At 52.7% G+C, this 18,270-nt stretch carries 17 protein-coding genes; 7 read left to right on the top strand and 10 right to left on the bottom strand.

What is annotated here, in order from left to right:
• Positions 1-418: 418 nt before the first annotated feature.
• Positions 419-1,633 carry an alanine transaminase AlaA gene (gene alaA, locus AB182_RS06920; protein WP_047369451.1) on the top strand — a complete coding sequence of 405 codons (1,215 nt, stop codon included), beginning with the start codon at positions 419-421 and terminating at the stop codon, positions 1,631-1,633.
• Positions 1,634-1,714: 81 nt separating this feature from the next.
• Positions 1,715-2,314, top strand: coding sequence for a 5'-deoxynucleotidase (gene yfbR, locus AB182_RS06915; protein WP_047369450.1), 600 nt, complete (start codon positions 1,715-1,717; stop codon positions 2,312-2,314).
• A gap of 77 nt (positions 2,315-2,391) precedes the next feature.
• Here yfbR and AB182_RS06910 read toward each other — a convergent pair whose 3' ends face one another.
• The 4 genes from AB182_RS06910 to yfbV form a co-directional block, all read right to left on the bottom strand.
• On the bottom strand, positions 2,392-4,224 hold the full coding sequence (locus AB182_RS06910; protein ID WP_047369449.1) for an SLC13 family permease: 1,833 nt from the start codon (positions 4,222-4,224) through the stop codon (positions 2,392-2,394).
• 75 nt (positions 4,225-4,299) lie between these two features.
• Positions 4,300-4,977, bottom strand: a complete 678-nt coding sequence (locus tag AB182_RS06905; protein WP_120785364.1) for a sugar phosphatase — start codon at positions 4,975-4,977, stop codon at positions 4,300-4,302.
• The gene (locus AB182_RS06900) at positions 4,970-5,464 is read right to left on the bottom strand and encodes a YfbU family protein (protein WP_047369447.1); all 495 of its coding nucleotides are present in this window, start codon (positions 5,462-5,464) and stop codon (positions 4,970-4,972) included. Before AB182_RS06900 ends, AB182_RS06905 begins: the two co-directional genes overlap by 8 nt.
• Positions 5,465-5,558: 94 nt before the next feature.
• Positions 5,559-6,014 (bottom strand): terminus macrodomain insulation protein YfbV, encoded by a 456-nt coding sequence (gene yfbV / locus AB182_RS06895; RefSeq protein WP_047369446.1) that lies wholly within the window; start codon positions 6,012-6,014, stop codon positions 5,559-5,561.
• 337 nt (positions 6,015-6,351) lie between these two features.
• Here yfbV and ackA point away from each other — a divergent pair, with 337 nt between their 5' ends.
• Together ackA and pta are read left to right on the top strand one after the other, a co-directional pair.
• Positions 6,352-7,554 carry an acetate kinase gene (gene ackA / locus AB182_RS06890; protein ID WP_047369445.1) on the top strand — a complete coding sequence of 401 codons (1,203 nt, stop codon included), beginning with the start codon at positions 6,352-6,354 and terminating at the stop codon, positions 7,552-7,554.
• Between the two features lie 63 nt (positions 7,555-7,617).
• Complete coding sequence (gene pta, locus AB182_RS06885) at positions 7,618-9,759, top strand: phosphate acetyltransferase (RefSeq protein WP_047369444.1); 2,142 nt, start codon at positions 7,618-7,620, stop codon at positions 9,757-9,759.
• 43 nt (positions 9,760-9,802) lie between these two features.
• Here the strand turns inward: pta and AB182_RS06880 are convergent, their stop codons facing one another.
• From AB182_RS06880 to yfcF, 5 genes are all read right to left on the bottom strand, one after another.
• Entirely contained in the window at positions 9,803-11,605 is a 1,803-nt protein-coding gene (locus AB182_RS06880; RefSeq protein WP_047369443.1) for a vWA domain-containing protein, read from the bottom strand.
• A 5-nt stretch (positions 11,606-11,610) separates the two neighbouring features.
• Positions 11,611-12,669: an AAA family ATPase gene (locus AB182_RS06875; RefSeq protein ID WP_047369442.1), complete on the bottom strand. Its 1,059-nt coding sequence runs from the start codon at positions 12,667-12,669 to the stop codon at positions 11,611-11,613.
• 182 nt (positions 12,670-12,851) lie between these two features.
• Complete coding sequence (gene yfcD / locus AB182_RS06870; protein ID WP_039079867.1) at positions 12,852-13,397, bottom strand: NUDIX hydrolase YfcD; 546 nt, start codon at positions 13,395-13,397, stop codon at positions 12,852-12,854.
• A 52-nt stretch (positions 13,398-13,449) separates the two neighbouring features.
• Entirely contained in the window at positions 13,450-14,001 is a 552-nt protein-coding gene (yfcE, locus tag AB182_RS06865; protein WP_047369441.1) for a phosphodiesterase, read from the bottom strand.
• 55 nt (positions 14,002-14,056) lie between these two features.
• Positions 14,057-14,701, bottom strand: a complete 645-nt coding sequence (gene yfcF, locus AB182_RS06860) for a glutathione transferase (protein WP_047369440.1) — start codon at positions 14,699-14,701, stop codon at positions 14,057-14,059.
• Positions 14,702-15,029: 328 nt separating this feature from the next.
• On the opposite strand from yfcF, the gene folX reads away from it, so the two are divergent.
• From folX to AB182_RS06845, 3 genes are all read left to right on the top strand, one after another.
• Complete coding sequence (folX, locus tag AB182_RS06855) at positions 15,030-15,398, top strand: dihydroneopterin triphosphate 2'-epimerase (RefSeq protein ID WP_047369439.1); 369 nt, start codon at positions 15,030-15,032, stop codon at positions 15,396-15,398.
• Positions 15,399-15,411: 13 nt separating this feature from the next.
• Positions 15,412-16,317 carry a TIGR01777 family oxidoreductase gene (locus AB182_RS06850; protein ID WP_047369438.1) on the top strand — a complete coding sequence of 302 codons (906 nt, stop codon included), beginning with the start codon at positions 15,412-15,414 and terminating at the stop codon, positions 16,315-16,317.
• A gap of 66 nt (positions 16,318-16,383) precedes the next feature.
• Positions 16,384-16,884 (top strand): GNAT family N-acetyltransferase, encoded by a 501-nt coding sequence (locus tag AB182_RS06845; protein WP_047369437.1) that lies wholly within the window; start codon positions 16,384-16,386, stop codon positions 16,882-16,884.
• A 29-nt stretch (positions 16,885-16,913) separates the two neighbouring features.
• Here the strand turns inward: AB182_RS06845 and AB182_RS06840 are convergent, their stop codons facing one another.
• On the bottom strand, positions 16,914-18,188 hold the full coding sequence (locus AB182_RS06840) for an MFS transporter (protein ID WP_047369436.1): 1,275 nt from the start codon (positions 18,186-18,188) through the stop codon (positions 16,914-16,916).
• Between the last annotated feature and the right edge of the window lie 82 nt (positions 18,189-18,270).

Raw genomic sequence — 18,270 nt, 5'->3', positions numbered from 1 at the left:
AAATAAACGTGAAAAATGAATCACCTTATGTATTAATAATACTTAACATTATCTTCACAGATTAGTCGTTTCTCGGGCAATGTGTTACTTTAAAAATGTATCACTCTCTATGTATTGAGAATGATTATGAGACGAAATCATTCTTCTTCATTGTTACACACACTACATAACCTTTCTTTTTTAGCAGAAAAATCGACAAAAATCAGCGCAAGAAGAACCATAAACTACAAATAATATCTTTTACACTGATATATAGAGATTTAACCAATAATGGTAGTTTTAAAAACGTTAATTGTGATGTGGTTAAGGCAAAATCTTGTTCTGTCCACCCTTCAAAACCTGCGCTCGTGGGAGTACATTGTTCGGTGCTGACTTCCACGGCAGGAAGTGGCACTCACAGCTAAAAGGTCAAAGATTCATGTCCTCCATCGAAAAATCCAGCAAATTAGACAACGTCTGTTATGACATACGCGGGCCGGTTCTCAAAGAGGCGAAACGCCTGGAAGAAGAAGGCAACAAAGTTCTTAAACTAAACATCGGCAACCCGGCGCCTTTTGGCTTTGAAGCGCCAGATGAAATCCTGGTCGACGTCATTCGAAATCTGCCAACCGCGCAAGGTTATTGTGACTCAAAAGGGCTGTACTCCGCGCGTAAAGCCATCATGCAGCATTATCAGGCGCGTGGCATGCGTGATGTTACCGTTGAAGATATCTATATCGGTAACGGCGTTTCTGAGCTAATCGTACAATCAATGCAGGCCCTGTTGAACAGCGGTGACGAAATGCTGGTTCCGGCGCCGGACTATCCTTTATGGACAGCGGCAGTGTCGCTTTCGAGCGGCAAAGCCGTGCACTATCTGTGTGATGAATCCTCTGACTGGTTCCCGGATCTCGATGATATTCGTGCGAAAATAACGCCGCGCACGCGTGGTATCGTCATCATTAACCCGAACAACCCCACCGGTGCAGTCTATTCAAAAGCGCTGTTGATGGAGATTGTTGAGATTGCGCGTCAGCATAATCTCATTATTTTCGCCGACGAGATCTACGACAAAATCCTTTATGACGATGCCGAGCATCACTCTATCGCTGCGATGGCACCGGACGTGTTTACGATTACCTTTAACGGCCTTTCCAAGACCTACCGCGTTGCGGGATTTCGTCAAGGCTGGATGGTGCTGAGCGGACCGCAAAAACACGCCAAAGGTTATATCGAAGGGCTGGAAATGCTGGCCTCAATGCGTCTTTGCGCTAACGTCCCCGCACAACATGCGATTCAGACCGCACTTGGCGGCTACCAGAGTATCAACGAGTTTATCGTGCCTGGCGGGCGCCTTTACGAACAACGCAATCGCGCATGGGAATTGATTAACGACATTCCTGGTGTGTCTTGCATGAAGCCGAAGGGAGCACTCTATATGTTCCCGAAAATTGACGCTAAGCGCTTCAATATTCATGACGATCAGAAAATGGTGCTTGATTTCCTGTTACAGGAAAAAGTTCTTCTGGTTCAAGGAACTGCTTTCAACTGGCCATGGCCGGATCATGTGCGCATCGTCACGCTGCCGCGCCTGGATGATTTGGAAATGGCGATCACCCGCTTTGGTCGCTTCTTGTCAGGTTACCACCAGTAATTGTGTCAGGGGGAGGATTTGCATCTTCCCCCACTCTCTGCGCACAATGACTCACCGTCGCAGTAACAGACAAGGTTAACTATGAGTCAAAGCCATTTCTTCGCGCACCTCTCCCGTCTCAAATTAATCAACCGTTGGCCACTGATGCGCAATGTGCGTACTGAGAACGTCTCCGAACATAGCCTGCAGGTCGCCATGGTGGCACATGCACTGGCAGCGATTAAAAATCGCAAATTCGGTGGTCAGGTTAATGCGGAGCGAATCGCGCTGTTAGCGATGTATCATGATGCCTCCGAAGTATTGACCGGTGATTTACCCACCCCGGTAAAATACTTCAATTCGCAAATCGCCCAGGAATATAAAGCCATCGAAAAAATTGCCCAGCAGAAGCTGGTTGAGATGGTACCTGAAGAACTACGCGATATATTCTCTGCGCTGATCGATGAACATTATTACAGTGCTGATGAAAAATTGATCGTTAAACAAGCAGATGCACTCTGCGCATATCTAAAGTGTCTTGAAGAATTGTCTGCCGGAAATAATGAATTTATGTTGGCAAAATCGCGGCTGGAGAAAACCCTGGATGCCCGTCGAAGTCCTGAAATGGATTACTTCATGCAAGTTTTTGTACCCAGTTTCCATTTATCGCTGGACGAAATAAGCCAGGATTCTCCGCTTTAATACGCGTCTTCCACAGCGGACCTTACCCACTGTCCGAAAAACTTATCCCGGCGATCGCATTGCTGCCGGGATAAACGTTAAAACGGAAACAGGACAGGGATCAGCACGACACATACCCCCATGACAAGAAGGGTAAAAGGCACGCCGATTTTAACGAAGTCGCTGAATTGATAATTGCCGGGACCCAGAACCAGTGTATTGACCGGTGATGATACCGGCGTCATAAATGCTGCCGAGGCGGCCATCGCGACAACCATCGCGAAGGGATAAGGTGAGACCCCCATTGATTTTGCCGTCGCCAGTGCGATAGGCGCCATTAAGACCGCCGTCGCGGTGTTAGAGATAAATAGCCCGATCGTGGCGCACAAGACAAACAGGCACACCAACATCATATATGGCCCATAGCTGCCGCCGAAATCGAGTAAGGCTTTAACGACCAGATCCACCCCACCCGTTTTTTGTAACGCCAGTGCAAAAGGCATCATCCCAATGATCAGAATAAGGCTTGGCCAGTGAATGGCCTTATAGGCGCTCTCAGCATCAATACAACGGAATTTCCCCATCAACAGGCAGGCCATGATCGCCGCCACCGGGTTGGGGATTTCATCTGTCAACATCAGTGCAACCATCAGCACCAGGCAGAATATGGCATGAGGTGCCTGGCTATGCGCAGGAGAGACGGCACTCTCTTCCACGGGCATATTGAGCACCAGAAACTCTCGTCCTTTCTGGCCCAACTGGCTAATTAACTTCCAGTTACCGACCACTAATAAAATATCCCCGAGTTGCAGGGGTTCATCAACAACGACGCCGGACATCGCCTCGCCATCACGTTTCAGCCCAACCACGTTTAATCCGTAACGAGTACGAAAGCCAATTTCACGTACGGTTTTGCCTAACAGTTCGGTCTCGGGTATCGGCGAAACCTCCGCCATCCCCACATCCAGCGCCTGGTCGGAAAAGTATTCACCGCGCAAAATCATCGGTTCGAGCAGTTGTTCGGCGCAGAATTGGCGTAAATCGACATCTGCGGCGGACATATCAATGAGTAAAACATCGCGGGCGCGAAATTCTGATACCCCATTAACATTGACAATCACTCGCCGAAAGCGCCGCCAGCGTTCAACGCCGATAACATTTGCGCCATAGCGTTCACGCAGTTTCAGATCATCCAGTCGCTGACCGATTAAAGGCGATCCAGGGCGAATGGCCAGCCGCCTGGCCCGCCCTGTAAGGCGGTATTCTTTAATCAAATCGCGGAAAGAGCGCCGTTTCCAGCCATCACGCTGACTGTCTTCTTTTTCGCTTTTAAGCATAAAGCGCATCAGCAGCATATAGACAATGCCCATCAGCAAAATCACCAGCCCCAGCGGCGTAACGCTAAAAAAACTAAATCCGGTCAACCCCTCACGCAGTAGTTCACTGTTGACCACCAGGTTTGGCGGCGTCGCCACCAGCGTCATCATTCCGCTGATAAGCCCGGCAAAACTGAGCGGCATCATTAAACGGGAGGGAGAAATTTGCATACGCATACAGACGCTGAGCACCACCGGAATGAAGATAGCCACCACGCCAGTGGAACTCATAAAAGCGCCCAATCCTGCAACGGTGAGCATCAGCAGAACCAGCATTTTGATTTCGCTGCTGCCGGCCATTTTTACCAGCCATGACCCCATGCTGGTCGCCACCCCGGTACGTACCAGTCCGTCACCAATGATGAAAAGCGCTGCGATCAAAATAACGTTGGGATCGCTAAAACCCGACAACGCCTCGGTCATCGTCAACGTCCCGCTCAGAATAAACGCCACAATGATCAGTAACGCCACCGCATCCATGCGCACTTTACCCGTCGCAAAGAGGACGACAGCTATCATCAACAGGCATAACACCCAGATAAGCTCACCGTTCACAACATGTCCTTGTTTAAAATGGGGTGATTCATCTTGCCATAAAAAAGCCCCGACTGTGCGGGGCTACATCATGACTCAGGCTTTTCGTCTGACAATGACACAACCATCAGGCTGCTTTGCCACGGCCACTTCATCCAGGCGAGTAAGCACGAAGTCCGCCTTATCCAGGCGCGGCGAATCGGCAGGTACATTCACCGCGATAACATGGCAATCAGCCGCCAGGCCAGAAAGCACGCCGGCACCTGCATCTTCCACCACTACACACTCTTGCGGCGGCAAACCAAGCAGTCTTGCCCCAAGGAGATACGGATCCGGCTCAGGTTTGCCACGGGTAACCTGCTCTGCCGTGACAAACACGTCCGGCATCGGCAAACCCGCGGCGCGGTGGCGAGCATGAGCAACAGGGATGGATCCCGACGTCACAATCCCCCACGGGATATGGGTCTCATTGAGATGGTTCAATAACTCAAGCGCGCCGGGCAAGGCTACAATACCTTCGGTATCCGTCGCTTCAATATCTTCAAGCCAGGTGAACTCCGCTGCAATGTCCTCTTCGGAGCGACCGGCCATAAAGTGACGTAACGAAGTTATGGCCTGTTTGCCATGGATAAAATTCAACACGTCGTCATGATCGATGCCGAAGCGGTCAGCCCAACGACACCATGACCGCTCTACAACGGGCAACGAATTTACCAGGGTGCCATCCAGGTCAAACAGAAATCCTTTGCACTGCACGCGAGCCTCCTCAGGCATTGATAATTTGGTTAATTTCATTAGCGCTCAGATGGTACTGGCGCGGGCAGGAGTGCCATACATTCAGCATGCGCTGGTATTTTTCCCACATGGGCGTCTGTGCATTAAAACCGTGTGTACCGGCGTCGAAATGGGTATATCGCCCTTCAATATTGACCATAAAGCGTACATAACCGAGATAACGCGCTTCGGTAGCGGCATCAAAACCTAAGAAGGTGACGCGGCGTTCATCAATAGATTGCGCGTCTTTCAGATTGGCCCAGGAGACGTGCAACGCATGATACATCTCCATAATGTCGATAACGGTGCGGCAGGTTTCTTCTGTAAGTTCGCCGAACTCACGATCCAGCTCACGCATTTGCAGACCATAGCCACGCTCGATAATGGTCTGCAGGCGACGATAGCGCTCAGCATTAGCAGGATCCATCATGGTCATCATTTTATACTGATTAGACAAAATCAGTCGTTGGGCATTGGTCATTTCCATCTTACGACTCCTGTGCGCGTTGAAAATTAAAAAAAAGACACGGTAACTATTAATGGTAACTGTGCCTTTTTTTACAGACCGTTTCGATGATCAATCACAAGTCATCAAGGAAAGTTTTATCGAGTTGTTTGAAGGCGCGCTTAAGCGTGTCAGCTAATGCCTGATAGTCGGGTTTGCCTTCGACAGGCGCCAGTGCCTGACCGGCTTCCTGTAATTTACCGCGTACTTCATAAAACCAATGAAGAATCGTTGGGGGCAAAGGCGTAACGGAACGCTTACCAAGCCACCACAGCCCTTGCATTGGCAGGCTAAGGGCAAACAGGGCCGTAGCGACAGCCGGGCCTAACTGGCCGCCAAGGGCGATTTGCCAGCACAGCGTAAACACAGCAACGGGCGGCATAAAGCGAATGGCATAACGGGTGGCGCGTATAGTCCGATTTTCTATAAATAGCGGGGCGAGGCTTTTTTCCATGGGCCAGGTCTTCGCATAGTGCTGCCCGCGACGAAACAATCCAAAAAAACTTACGGGGCGATTTTCTGAAGTGGACATGGCGTTACCTCAACTTCACATATAAAAATTAAAATAATTGTGCAAAACAACAACTGTGCATGACAACGTTAAAATTTTTTGTCAAATGCGCACGGTATCAGGTATCCTGTGCCTGCCTTAACAGGCCGTAGACGAAGTGTGGTCGCTCGTCAACTTTGAAGTCCATTATGCCACTGTCTGAAATTTGCGCAAAATGGCATAAAATCTTAAGTATTCTTTCCATCATGCCAGAAAATTAATCAGGCATGATGTTAATCATAAATGTCAGCGTCATCATCCGTTATTCTGTGAGACTCACTGACGTTTTTTTAGCCACGTATCATAAATAGGTACTTCCATGTCGAGTAAGTTAGTACTGGTTCTGAACTGCGGTAGCTCCTCACTGAAATTCGCGATCATCGATGCAGCCAACGGTGAAGAGTACCTTTCTGGTTTAGCCGAATGTTTCCATCTTCCTGAAGCGCGTATCAAATGGAAAATTGACGGCGGTAAACAAGAAGCGGCTTTAGGTGCAGGTGCCGCTCACAGTGAAGCGCTGAACTTTATCGTTAACACTATTCTGGCACAAAAACCAGAACTGTCCGCACAACTGACAGCAATCGGTCACCGTATCGTGCACGGTGGCGAAAAATACACCAGCTCCGTGGTTATCGATGAGTCCGTTATTCAGGGCATTAAAGATGCAGCCTCATTCGCACCGCTGCACAACCCGGCTCACCTGATCGGCATCGCGGAAGCACTGAAATCTTTCCCGAGCCTGAAAGAGAAAAACGTTGCCGTTTTCGACACCGCATTCCACACCACCATGCCGGAAGAGTCTTACCTCTATGCTCTGCCGTACAAATTATACAAAGAGCACGGCGTTCGTCGTTATGGCGCTCACGGTACCAGCCACTACTATGTGACGCAGGAAGCCGCTAAAGTTCTGAACAAACCGGTTGAAGAACTGAACATCATCACCTGCCACCTGGGCAACGGTGGTTCTGTATCCGCCATCCGCAACGGTAAATGCGTTGATACCTCCATGGGTCTTACCCCGCTGGAAGGTCTGGTCATGGGTACCCGTTCTGGTGATATCGACCCGGCTATCATTTTCCACCTGCATGACACCCTGGGCATGAGCGTTGAAGCTATCAACAAAATGCTGACCAAAGAGTCTGGCCTGCTGGGCCTGACCGAAGTCACCAGCGACTGCCGTTATGTAGAAGATAACTACAAAGATAAAGAAGACGCAAAACGTGCAATGGACGTTTACTGCCACCGTCTGGCGAAATACATCGGCTCTTACACTGCGCTGATGGAAGGTCGTCTGGATGCGGTTGTGTTCACCGGCGGTATCGGTGAGAACGCAGCAATGGTGCGCGAACTGTCCCTGGGCAAACTGGGCGTTCTGGGCTTCGAGGTTGATCACGAACGTAACCTGGCCGCGCGTTTCGGCAAATCAGGTTTCATCAACAAAGAAGGTACCCGTCCTGCGGTGGTTATCCCAACCAACGAAGAACTGGTCATCGCGCAAGACGCGAGCCGTCTGACTGCCTGATATCACACCGCCAGCTTAGCTGGCGGTGCTGTTTTGTCACTCGCCAAACAAAGAGGATAAACCGTGTCCCGTATTATCATGCTGATCCCTACCGGAACCAGCGTCGGTCTGACCAGCGTCAGCCTGGGCGTGATCCGTGCTATGGAACGCAAAGGCGTTCGTCTGAGCGTCTTTAAACCTATCGCCCAGCCACGCGCTGGCGGCGATGCGCCAGACCAGACCACCACCATCGTACGCACCAACTCCGGCCTGCCAGCGGCAGAACCGTTGAAGATGAGCTACGTTGAGTCCCTGCTCTCCAGCAACCAGAAAGACGTGCTGATGGAAGAAATCGTCGCGCGCTACCACGAGAACAGCAAAGACGCTGAGGTTGTGCTGGTTGAAGGTCTGGTCCCGACTCGCAAACATCAATTTGCTCAGTCGCTGAACTTTGAAATCGCAAAAACCCTGAATGCGGAAATCGTGTTCGTGATGTCTCAGGGCACCGATACTCAGGAACAGCTGAAAGAGCGTATCGAACTGACCCGCAGCAGCTTTGGCGGCGCGAAAAATACCAACATCACCGGCGTTATCGTTAACAAACTGAATGCACCGGTTGACGATCAGGGTCGTACTCGCCCGGACCTGTCTGAAATCTTTGATGACTCGTCTAAAGCGAAAGTCATTAAAGTTGATCCGGTAAGCCTGGCGGCTTCCAGCCCGCTGCCGGTACTCGGCGCAGTACCGTGGAGCTTCGACCTGATTGCGACCCGTGCAATCGACATGGCGCGTCACCTGAACGCAACCATCGTCAACGAAGGCGAAATCAGCACCCGTCGCGTGAAATCCGTGACCTTCTGTGCGCGTAGCATTCCGCACATGCTGGAACACTTCCGCGCAGGCTCTCTGCTGGTGACATCCGCAGACCGTCCGGACGTGCTGGTAGCAGCATGCCTGGCCGCAATGAACGGTGTTGAAATCGGTGCGATCCTGCTGACCGGTGCCTACGAAATGGATCCGCGTGTTGCTAAGCTGTGCGAACGCGCATTTGAAACCGGCCTGCCGGTATTCATGGTTGACACCAACACCTGGCAGACCTCTCTGAGCCTGCAGAGCTTTAACCTGGAAGTACCGGTTGATGACCATCAGCGTATTGAGAAAGTGCAGGAATACGTTGCCAGCTACATCAATGCCGACTGGATCGAGTCTCTGACCGCTACCTCTGAACGTAGCCGTCGTCTGTCTCCGCCAGCCTTCCGTTACCAGCTGACTGAGCTGGCTCGTAAAGCCGGTAAACGCGTTGTGCTGCCAGAAGGCGACGAACCGCGTACCGTTAAAGCGGCCGCTATCTGTGCTGAACGTGGTATCGCCACCTGTGTTCTTCTGGGTAACCCGGAAGAGATCAACCGCGTTGCTGCGGCTCAGGGCGTTGAGCTGGGCACCGGTATCGAAATTGTTGATCCGGAAGTGGTACGTGAAAGCTACGTTGCCCGCCTGGTCGAACTGCGTAAGAGCAAGGGTATGACCGAAGCGGTTGCCCGCGAACAACTGGAAGACAACGTTGTTCTGGGTACCCTGATGCTGGAACAGGACGAAGTTGATGGTCTGGTCTCCGGCGCGGTTCACACTACCGCGAACACCATTCGTCCGCCGCTGCAGTTGATCAAAACAGCACCGGGTAGCTCTCTGGTCTCTTCTGTGTTCTTTATGCTGTTGCCGGAACAGGTTTACGTTTACGGTGACTGCGCAATCAACCCGGATCCGACCGCTGAGCAACTGGCAGAAATCGCGATTCAGTCTGCTGATTCCGCTGCTGCCTTTGGCATCGAACCGCGCGTGGCGATGCTCTCCTACTCTACCGGTAACTCCGGCGCGGGTAGCGATGTTGAGAAAGTCCGCGAAGCAACCCGTCTGGCGCAGGAAAAACGCCCGGATCTGGTTATCGACGGTCCGCTGCAGTACGACGCCGCCGTTATGGCCGACGTTGCGAAATCCAAAGCACCGAACTCACCGGTTGCAGGTCGCGCTACCGTGTTCATCTTCCCGGATCTGAACACCGGTAACACCACCTACAAAGCGGTACAGCGTTCTGCTGACCTGATCTCCATCGGGCCGATGCTGCAGGGTATGCGCAAACCGGTTAACGACCTGTCACGTGGCGCACTGGTTGACGATATCGTCTACACCATCGCACTGACTGCGATTCAGTCTGCTCAGCAGAAATAAGTGCCGTAAACTGAAAAAAGCTCCTGCATGCAGGAGCTTTTTTTTAGCTGAGTGAAAACACCTTTCCTCGGGGGACAAAGGGCAGTCGACGATTCTGTGGCAATAACCAGGCATGCTCCATTTTCACCGAAACATCATTCTCGCAAAACCCGTCGGTAATAATCAGTAGCGGCCCGCCCCGCGGGAAATCTCCGCGCAACGCCAGGCTCTCCAGTAATTCAATACCAGGCTGCAAAACGGTACCGCCTCGCCCTTGCAGCGTAAAATGGTGAAGAAGTTGTTCCGGCTGGACCCACCCGCGATCGTAAGCTTTTGCGTCACAACAAATAAAGCGCACGGCAAACACCTCGCGCGCCAGTGAATAACTGGCGATGGCGCCAAGCGCCTTGCCCAGCAATTGAGGATCCATCGATCCGGACGTATCCAGAACGACGCCAAAAACGCGCGAATGTCTTTCTTCTTCTGTCGGAGGCTGTATGGCCGGCCGGGGAATATGCGGTGTCGCACTCTGGCGGCGAGACGGACGCGCCCAGGTACGACGTCGCTCAGGCGGCGGGAAATGCTCATCGAACCACTCAGCCAGTGCGACATCCCACGGGACAGGCGGTTGCGCCAGGCTGCGGATTTCTTCAATCAATCCCGCAGGCAGCGCCCCCCGGCTCTGCCCATACAGACAACGCTCCATCCCCTGATACAAGGCCCGACGACAGTAGGCCTCGGCATTCATAAATCGCGGATCGCCGCCCTCGCCCAGGATATCGCCCCCCGCCCTGCCTCTCAGGGTGATAAGCTTGCGTGATCGGCGCATATCCATGGCGAGCGAATCATAAATTTCTTCTGCCGACATTCCCCTGAACTGAGCGTCATAGAGCAATCCCAGTTCCGGCGGCGCGCCCACCTGCATCTCAATAAGCCAGTCGTTGATGATAAAATCGCAGGCCACATTCCATAGTTCTGCATCGCGTCCGCGGCGACGGGAGGCATGGTTTAATCCGGCATGTAACAACTCGTGGGCAAAAACAAATAGCATCTCCGCCTGGTTTAAGCGGGCCGTCGGGTTGATCCAGATTTTGCCAATCCCGACGTCAATCGCTGCCACGGCAATATCATACTGGCTGCATAATTTCGCATCTTCTTCAATGTCGAATCCTGCCGCCAGCGCGCCCAGCAAGGGGTAAAGGGTCATTATCTGTTGCCGGGCTTTCTGCGCTAACGTCAGCTTATATTTCTGCCCCTGCTGCGGCTGGTATCCCCCGACCTGTTCGAGTGCCTGGCTGACGCTATTGCTCAGGCCATCCGCCAGCAGTTCCTGCCAGTTAACGGCGTGATAGCGCGATGATTTTTCAACGTGGACAAAATGACGTTGTTCGCCGCAATAGATGGTCTGCCAGCGGGCAAGCGATTCCGAAATACCCTCTTCCTGCAACTGGCGAAACAGAAGCTCCACGTCGCTGTGTATATCCTGGGGGAAAAGGTAAGACTGCAACTCTTCGGGCAACGGACCGATTTTTAACCCTTCGCAAAAATGCATCGCGGCTATCAGCACTGACAGCTCCCAGGTTGTCGCAGGCGTCCGGGGCGTTATATAACCAAACCCCAGCGCCGTCAGCGCCTGGGCAACCATTCTCGCCCATTGTTCTGGCCGGGCATGACGCTTTGCATTGAGCCACAAATAGCCGTCATTGCTGATTGCCAGCCAGTTTTTCGCACTCACCTGCGCGTGAGTATGGTCAAAACGCACATAGATGTGGGCGAAAAGAGGGGAGAATAACGGATGCCATGCGATAATCTGCAATCCGGCCTGACAGGCATCCAGCGCTGGGTTGCGCTCCGCTTTGCGTTTCATTGTCCTTAATTCCTTACCGCCAGGCGCGGAAGATCGCGTGCAACCTCCAGTAAAAACCAGGCAGGAAGCTTTTTGCCCTGTTCGTCTTCACTCATGACAGATTGCGCAATTTCTACGCTAATTCGCGCCAGCGTTTTCAGGCAATCTTTCGCTCGTATAGCAAGTTGCCTGTGCTCATTACGTAATGTCTTGTCGGTTTCCGGCAGCTCTTTATAAAGATGCGTCCGGAAAGATTGCGCAAGGAAATAGAGAATGTCGCGATCGGCAGGATCGTCCGGCCAGTTCGCATCACCTTTAAGGATGGAGGAAACGGTATGTTTTTGGCGAATCTGTTTGATAAACCCCTTAAAACTCGCCGCATGCGCGGGTGATAAAAGGCCATAAATCAGCGCTTCCAGCATTTCATCACTGATAGTCTCGCCAAACGATTTAAGGGCATCAGAAAGCATGTGCCAGCTGCGTGGCGTCGAAAAAGGTTCTTCATGCTTCGGTGGCTCATTCCAGAGTTGATCCGGACGTAGCTGAATGTACTCCACAACCCAGGGGTGAATAGAGGATTCATTGATAGCCCAGTGCAGCCACTGACGATGGTCGGCGCGCAGATGAACATGCACCATGCGGTTGATTAACGCCGAAGGCATCGGTTTCACGATGGCCGCATCCTTTGCTCGGTTCCCGGCGCCAATGACAACGGTGCCTTCCGGCAGCCGATACTCGCCAATACGCTGTTCCAGAATTAACGAATAAAAGGCTTTCTGAATTTCATGGGAAGAGGCATTCAGCTCATCCAGGAATAAAACGAAGGGCTTATCACGAACGATATTTGCCGGGGGATAAAATCGCGAACATTGCCCGTCAATTTGTGGAATACCCAGCAGATCTTCTGGAGCAAGCTGGCTACCCAGTAGCGAGACGCACTCCATGCCGACTTCATCAGCAAAACGTCGCACCAGCGCGCTTTTACCAATCCCCGGCGCCCCCCATAAAAATACAGGGCGGGTAATGGCAACATTAAGGAGAAATTCAAAGGTCTGATCTGGCGTGAGTTGAATGGCAGAGAGCATGTAAAATTCCTTTTTCGTTATATTTTTTGTAACCTTTCAAAATAGTACAAAAGCCAAAATCCGTCACCTGAAATTTTCCTGCTATTTTTTGCGCGTAAAAAAACCACGCTGATTATTCATCGGCGCGGCTCATTCAGTTATTCAGTTCAACACTTTTTCAGGCCAGGTTTTTCGCCATAACCCTATTCTGTTTCTTCGGCTTTTTCGACAGAGTTGCTGGCATTACGGCTCATCCACAGCGCCAGCGCTTTTAGCGAATCTTGCGTGAATTCATCACAGCGGGCGGTGATCTCTTCAGGCGTCATCCACCAGACCTCGCTCACTTCCTCTTCCTGCAGGGCAAATGGGCCGTGGGAAACACAGCTAAACAAGCCGCCCCAAACCCGGCAGTGCTCGTCCTCGAAATAGAATGTGCCATGTTCAGCAAACGGGACACCGGCAATACCAAGCTCTTCTTCGGCTTCACGGCGAGCGGAATCCAGCAGCACTTCGTCAGCCTGCACAACGCCGCCTGCAGTGGCATCCAGCATACCCGGCATAAAATCTTTGGTTTCCGTACGGCGCTGAACCAGGATCTTACCCATACCATCATGGACGACGATATAGGTCGCGCGGTGACGCAAACATTGCGCGCGCATTTGCTCGCGACTCGCCTGGGCGATGACCTCGTTGTCCTCGCTGACAATATCCACCCACTCCGTGCCTGTAAAATGATTCGGTTCCACCATCAGAAATGTCTCGTCATTGCGCTCTTATGGCGCGTTTTAGTTGAAGGGTAACTTACGGATTAATCGCGACCTGTGCAATAAGCCGCTTATCATTCAGTGCCATTACGCGCAAAACACCCTCTTCCAGCATGCCGTAACTGGCGTCGAATCCCCCTTTGGGAATACTCACCGAGCCCGGATTAAAGTGAACAATGTCCCCCTGCCGCTGCGCCACCGGCAGATGTGTATGACCATAGACCAGCACATCGCCCTGCGCCAGCGGCGGTAGATTATCCGGCCCGAACAGGTGACCGTGGGTCAAAAACAGCCGCTGCGTGGGTAAGAGTACCTGCTGCCAGGGGGCCGTAATGGGGAAATTGAGCAGCATCTGATCGACTTCGCTGTCGCAGTTACCGCGTACGGCAATAATGCGCGATGCCTTTTCATTCAGCCGCTCCGCCACCTGCGCGGGCGCATACCCTTGCGGCAGGGCATTTCTTGGCCCGTGATTGAGTACATCGCCCAAAATCACTAACCACTGTGCCCCGCTTTCAGCAAACAGCGCCAGTACGCGTTCGGTGGCGGGCAGCGAGCCGTGAATGTCGGATGCGAACATCAGTTTCATCACTACACCTCAGATTAAAGAGAATGCCGTATCATACCGCAAGCGCGGCCAGGTCTCAGCCCGCACGCTTCGCCGACAGTGCGACATAGCGTTGTATCGAGGAACGCTGCCACTGGAAGGTAGCGTAATCCACCAGACGCTCCGGCACCTCATCACCATTCATCACCAGGCGATTAATCATCAGGGCCAGGTCGGCATCGGCGATACACCACTCGCCAAAAAGATTCTGCTTACCGTGCGCCAACAGCTCCCCGGCAAGGGCAAAAAGTTTAGCGGCGCTCTGCTGGCCTGCGGCGCTGAGCGGCGCTTTCTTCGCCCCGGCGAAAATCACGTCGGTGCTGCGCTCTTCGCGAATCGGCATGAGATCGCTGCGGATCCACGCCTGTACCTGACGGGCACGCGCGCGTTTTTGTAAATCGTGAGGATAGATACGTTCGTATTCCGGCGGCGCAAAGCGCTCTTCCAGATATTCGTCGATTGCCGAGGATTCGCTGAGCTCAAAACCGTCGATTTCCAGCACCGGTACGCGGCGAGTAAGGTGATAGCCAGTCCATCCCGTCTTCTGCTGTTCACCGTGTTGCAGATCAATCGTTTTCAGGCTAAAGGGCAGCCCCTTTTCCTGGAGCGCTACATAAGCAGACATGACATAAGGGGAGAAAAAATCCGCATCTGACCACAACGTGATTGTCGACTCGCTCATAACATCCTCTCAACGATTAGGTTTCTCATCAAAATATAACGTCTTGTTAAGACTGTCACTTGATGAAAACTCACGTGCGATAAGTAACGCTTATATCCAATAAAACCGCTATTGCGATACAGGAAACAAATGATTGATCTCTTTCACGCGTCGACGCCAAACGGGCAAGAAATCACGCTGGATAATTATCCGGCGGTAAATAACGGGTGTGAGCACATTCGCGCCCAATGCGGGAGCATATGCGCGCAGGCAAACGCACAGCAAATCTCAATGGCAGCAATATTTTCCTTGTGTATGATGAGATTGTTATTACTGAGGGAAGCCTGCAATGTCACAACCAGACGCCATTATTCGGATTAAAAATCTGCGCCTGCGCACATTTATCGGTATCAAAGAAGAAGAGGTCGCCAACCGTCAGGATATTATTATCAATGTCACTATTCATTATCCGGCCGATAAGGCCCGCGCCAGCGAAGATATCAATGACGCGCTAAACTACCGCACGATAACTAAAAGCATAATTCACCATGTCGAGAGTAACCGCTTCTCGTTACTGGAAAAATTAACTCAGGATGTGCTGAATATCGCACGCGAACATCACTGGGTCACTTATGCTGAGGTTGAGATCGATAAACTTCACGCATTGCGTTACGCCGACTCTGTGTCCATGACCATGAGCTGGCGTCGTCAAGCGTAGCCCTGGAGGTTGCATGAAGATTCTGATTACCGGTGGTACAGGCCTGATTGGTCGTTTTCTGATTCCTCGTTTACAAGAGCTGGACCATTCCATCACCGTGGTAACACGCGATCCCGCCAAAGCGCAGCAGACGCTTGGCGATACGGTTGCGCTGCTACCGGGTCTGGACGATCTCACTGATCTCAATGATTTCGGCGCCGTCATCAATCTGGCAGGCGAACCGATTGCCGAAAAGCGCTGGACCGATGAGCAAAAACAGCGCCTGTGTGAAAGTCGTTGGAAAATAACCCAGAGGCTGGTCGACCTCATCTTAGCCAGCGCGAATCCGCCGGAAGTGTTTATCTCTGGCTCCGCCGTTGGCTATTACGGCGATACCGGGGATGTGGTCATCACGGAGGACGAGACGCCGCATAACGAATTTACTCACGAACTGTGCGCCCGCTGGGAGCAGATCGCCAGCGGCGCAGAAAGTGAACGCACCCGTGTCTGTTTACTGCGTACAGGCGTCGTCATTGCGCGTAAAGGCGGGGCGATTGCCAAACTGTTGCCGCTCTTTCGCGTCGGCCTTGGCGGCCCGGTCGGCACCGGGCACCAGTACATGTCCTGGATTCATATCGACGATATGGCCAACGGCATCATCTGGTTGCTCAATAACGACCTGCGCGGCCCGTTCAATATGGTCTCGCCCTACCCGGCACGTAACGAGCAGTTCGCTCACGCGCTCGGACATGCGTTGAACCGCCCGGCGGTTATGCACGCCCCGGCCGCCACCGTGCGCCTGATGATGGGTGAATCCTCGGTGCTGGTCCTTGGCGGCCAGCGCGCGCTGCCAAAGCGCCTTGAAGCCTCCGGATTTGCGTTTCGCTGGTTTGATTTAGAAGAAGCGCTCAAGGATGTGGTGACGCCCCCACCATTATAAGGTGTTTACCCGCGCCATTCCGGTGCTAAGCTAAAACGCTTTGCTTCCGGAATGGTGAACCCCTTCATGATATTGACCACTGCGCGCCTGACGCTCTCTGCGTTTACTGAGGCCGACTGGCCCTTTTTCCTCGCCCTACGCCAAAGTCCGGACATTATGCGCTTCATGGGCGCCATTGCCTGTGAAGAGGATATCCGCACCCTGTTTATAACTCGCCTGAACGAGAGCCACGCCCGGGTGATTCGCGACAAAAATGACGAACCACTGGGTGACATTGGGCTGAACATCAGCACGCAACATCCGCAGGAAGCCGACGTCGGCTACGCTATTGCCCCTTTCGCGCAAGGGAAAGGCTTCGCCAGTGAAGCACTGAAAGCCATACGGGATTACGCCTTTACACACACCCGCGTCGCGGCGCTAAACGCCTGGGTACTGGCGGAAAATAAGGGTTCGGTGCGGCTCCTGGAAAAACTCGGGTTTACGCGTACGCAGGTGCTGGAAAAGGGCTATACGATTAACGGCGTGGATTATGACGGCTGGGCTTATCGGCTGGAAAAAACGCGATAAGGCGCAGGTACACTGCGCCTTATGCCTGCTTACACGCTCTGTTCCACCTCTTCCGGGGAACGCCCCTGGCGTACACGTTTGGGCTGCGGCACTTTGATGATAAAGGTCAGCACGCCGGCGAAGATATACAGCCCGGTGTAAGCCCATACCACGCCCACGATATCGAAAAACGGCAGTAATGCGGAGGCAATCGCCGGGGCGACAAAGTTGCTCATCCCGGCAGAGAGGTTGTAGATGGAGACTGCCGCGCCTTTGTGATGCGGTTCCAGTGTCGGGAAGACCGCTGTCATCGGGACGAAGGCCGCGACAAAAATCCCCAGCATGATTGCCGGAATCAGCGCCACCGCGAAATTATGCCCGGCATAGACCGGCAGGTAATAAAATGTCAGGCTGGAGATGGCCATTCCCAGGCAACCGAACCAGCGCACCTGGCGGATCCAGCCAATGTATTCCCCGGTTATCCCCCAGAAAATATTGGTGAAGATGGTGACGAAGAAGAACACCGCCCAGATTTGCAGCCATTCAGAAATGCTAAAGCCCAGTCGGTCTACAAACAGCAGTGGCATCACAATCGCAAAACCAAACAGCGACAGCGTGTTGATGATACGGATCAGACAGGCATAAAAAATGTCGCGGTTAGTAAACAGAATGGTACCTGCACGGGAAAGCTCGGTCATTTTGTCACGCAGCGGCAAATTCACCCGCGAGCGATCCACCGGCACATTGCGCAAGCTAAAGAAGGCCACCAGGCCACCGCAGCCGACCCAGACGATGGCGAACCACAGCGTTCCCGTTTCGCCAAACATCGGAATGGTCAGGCTTGGCAGATAGCTACCAACCACGCCGATCCCGATAGAGTACATGGCCCAGAACCAGCCCGTCGCCGCCGCCAGATTCGGGCGCGGCAGCACCTGGACCAGCATCAGCATGAAAGAGTAGATAAACATCGGATAGGCCAGACCGCGAATGCCATAGAACAGCAGCATCAGCGGGTAGTTACGCATTCCCAGCCCCATCGACATAAACAGCGCATGCATAATGACCCACAGGACACAGCCAATGGTCATGGCGCGCTGTGGGGTAATAAGCTCCGCCACCACGCCGGATGCCCACGCCGCCAGCGCTGCCGCCAGGCCGTAAATCGTAAAGACGACAGCCGACTGCGCGGGCGAGAAGCCCATATCGGTTATGTGTTTTGATAAGAAAGCCATTTCAAAGCCATCGCCAGCCATAAAAATCGCGATAGCCACAAATCCCCAGAGCAGTTTTTTCGGTAAGCCAAACCAGTATTCATTAGATTGCATAACAATCTTCCTTTATAAGCCGGGAGATGGGCCCCGGCGAGGGTACAGAGGCCGGGGCAGGAAATTTAAGGCAGTACAGGAA

The organism is Phytobacter ursingii (assembly GCF_001022135.1).
GTDB classification, from domain to species: Bacteria; Pseudomonadota; Gammaproteobacteria; order Enterobacterales; family Enterobacteriaceae; genus Phytobacter; species Phytobacter ursingii.
This window is presented reverse-complemented; position numbering and strand designations above follow the sequence as displayed.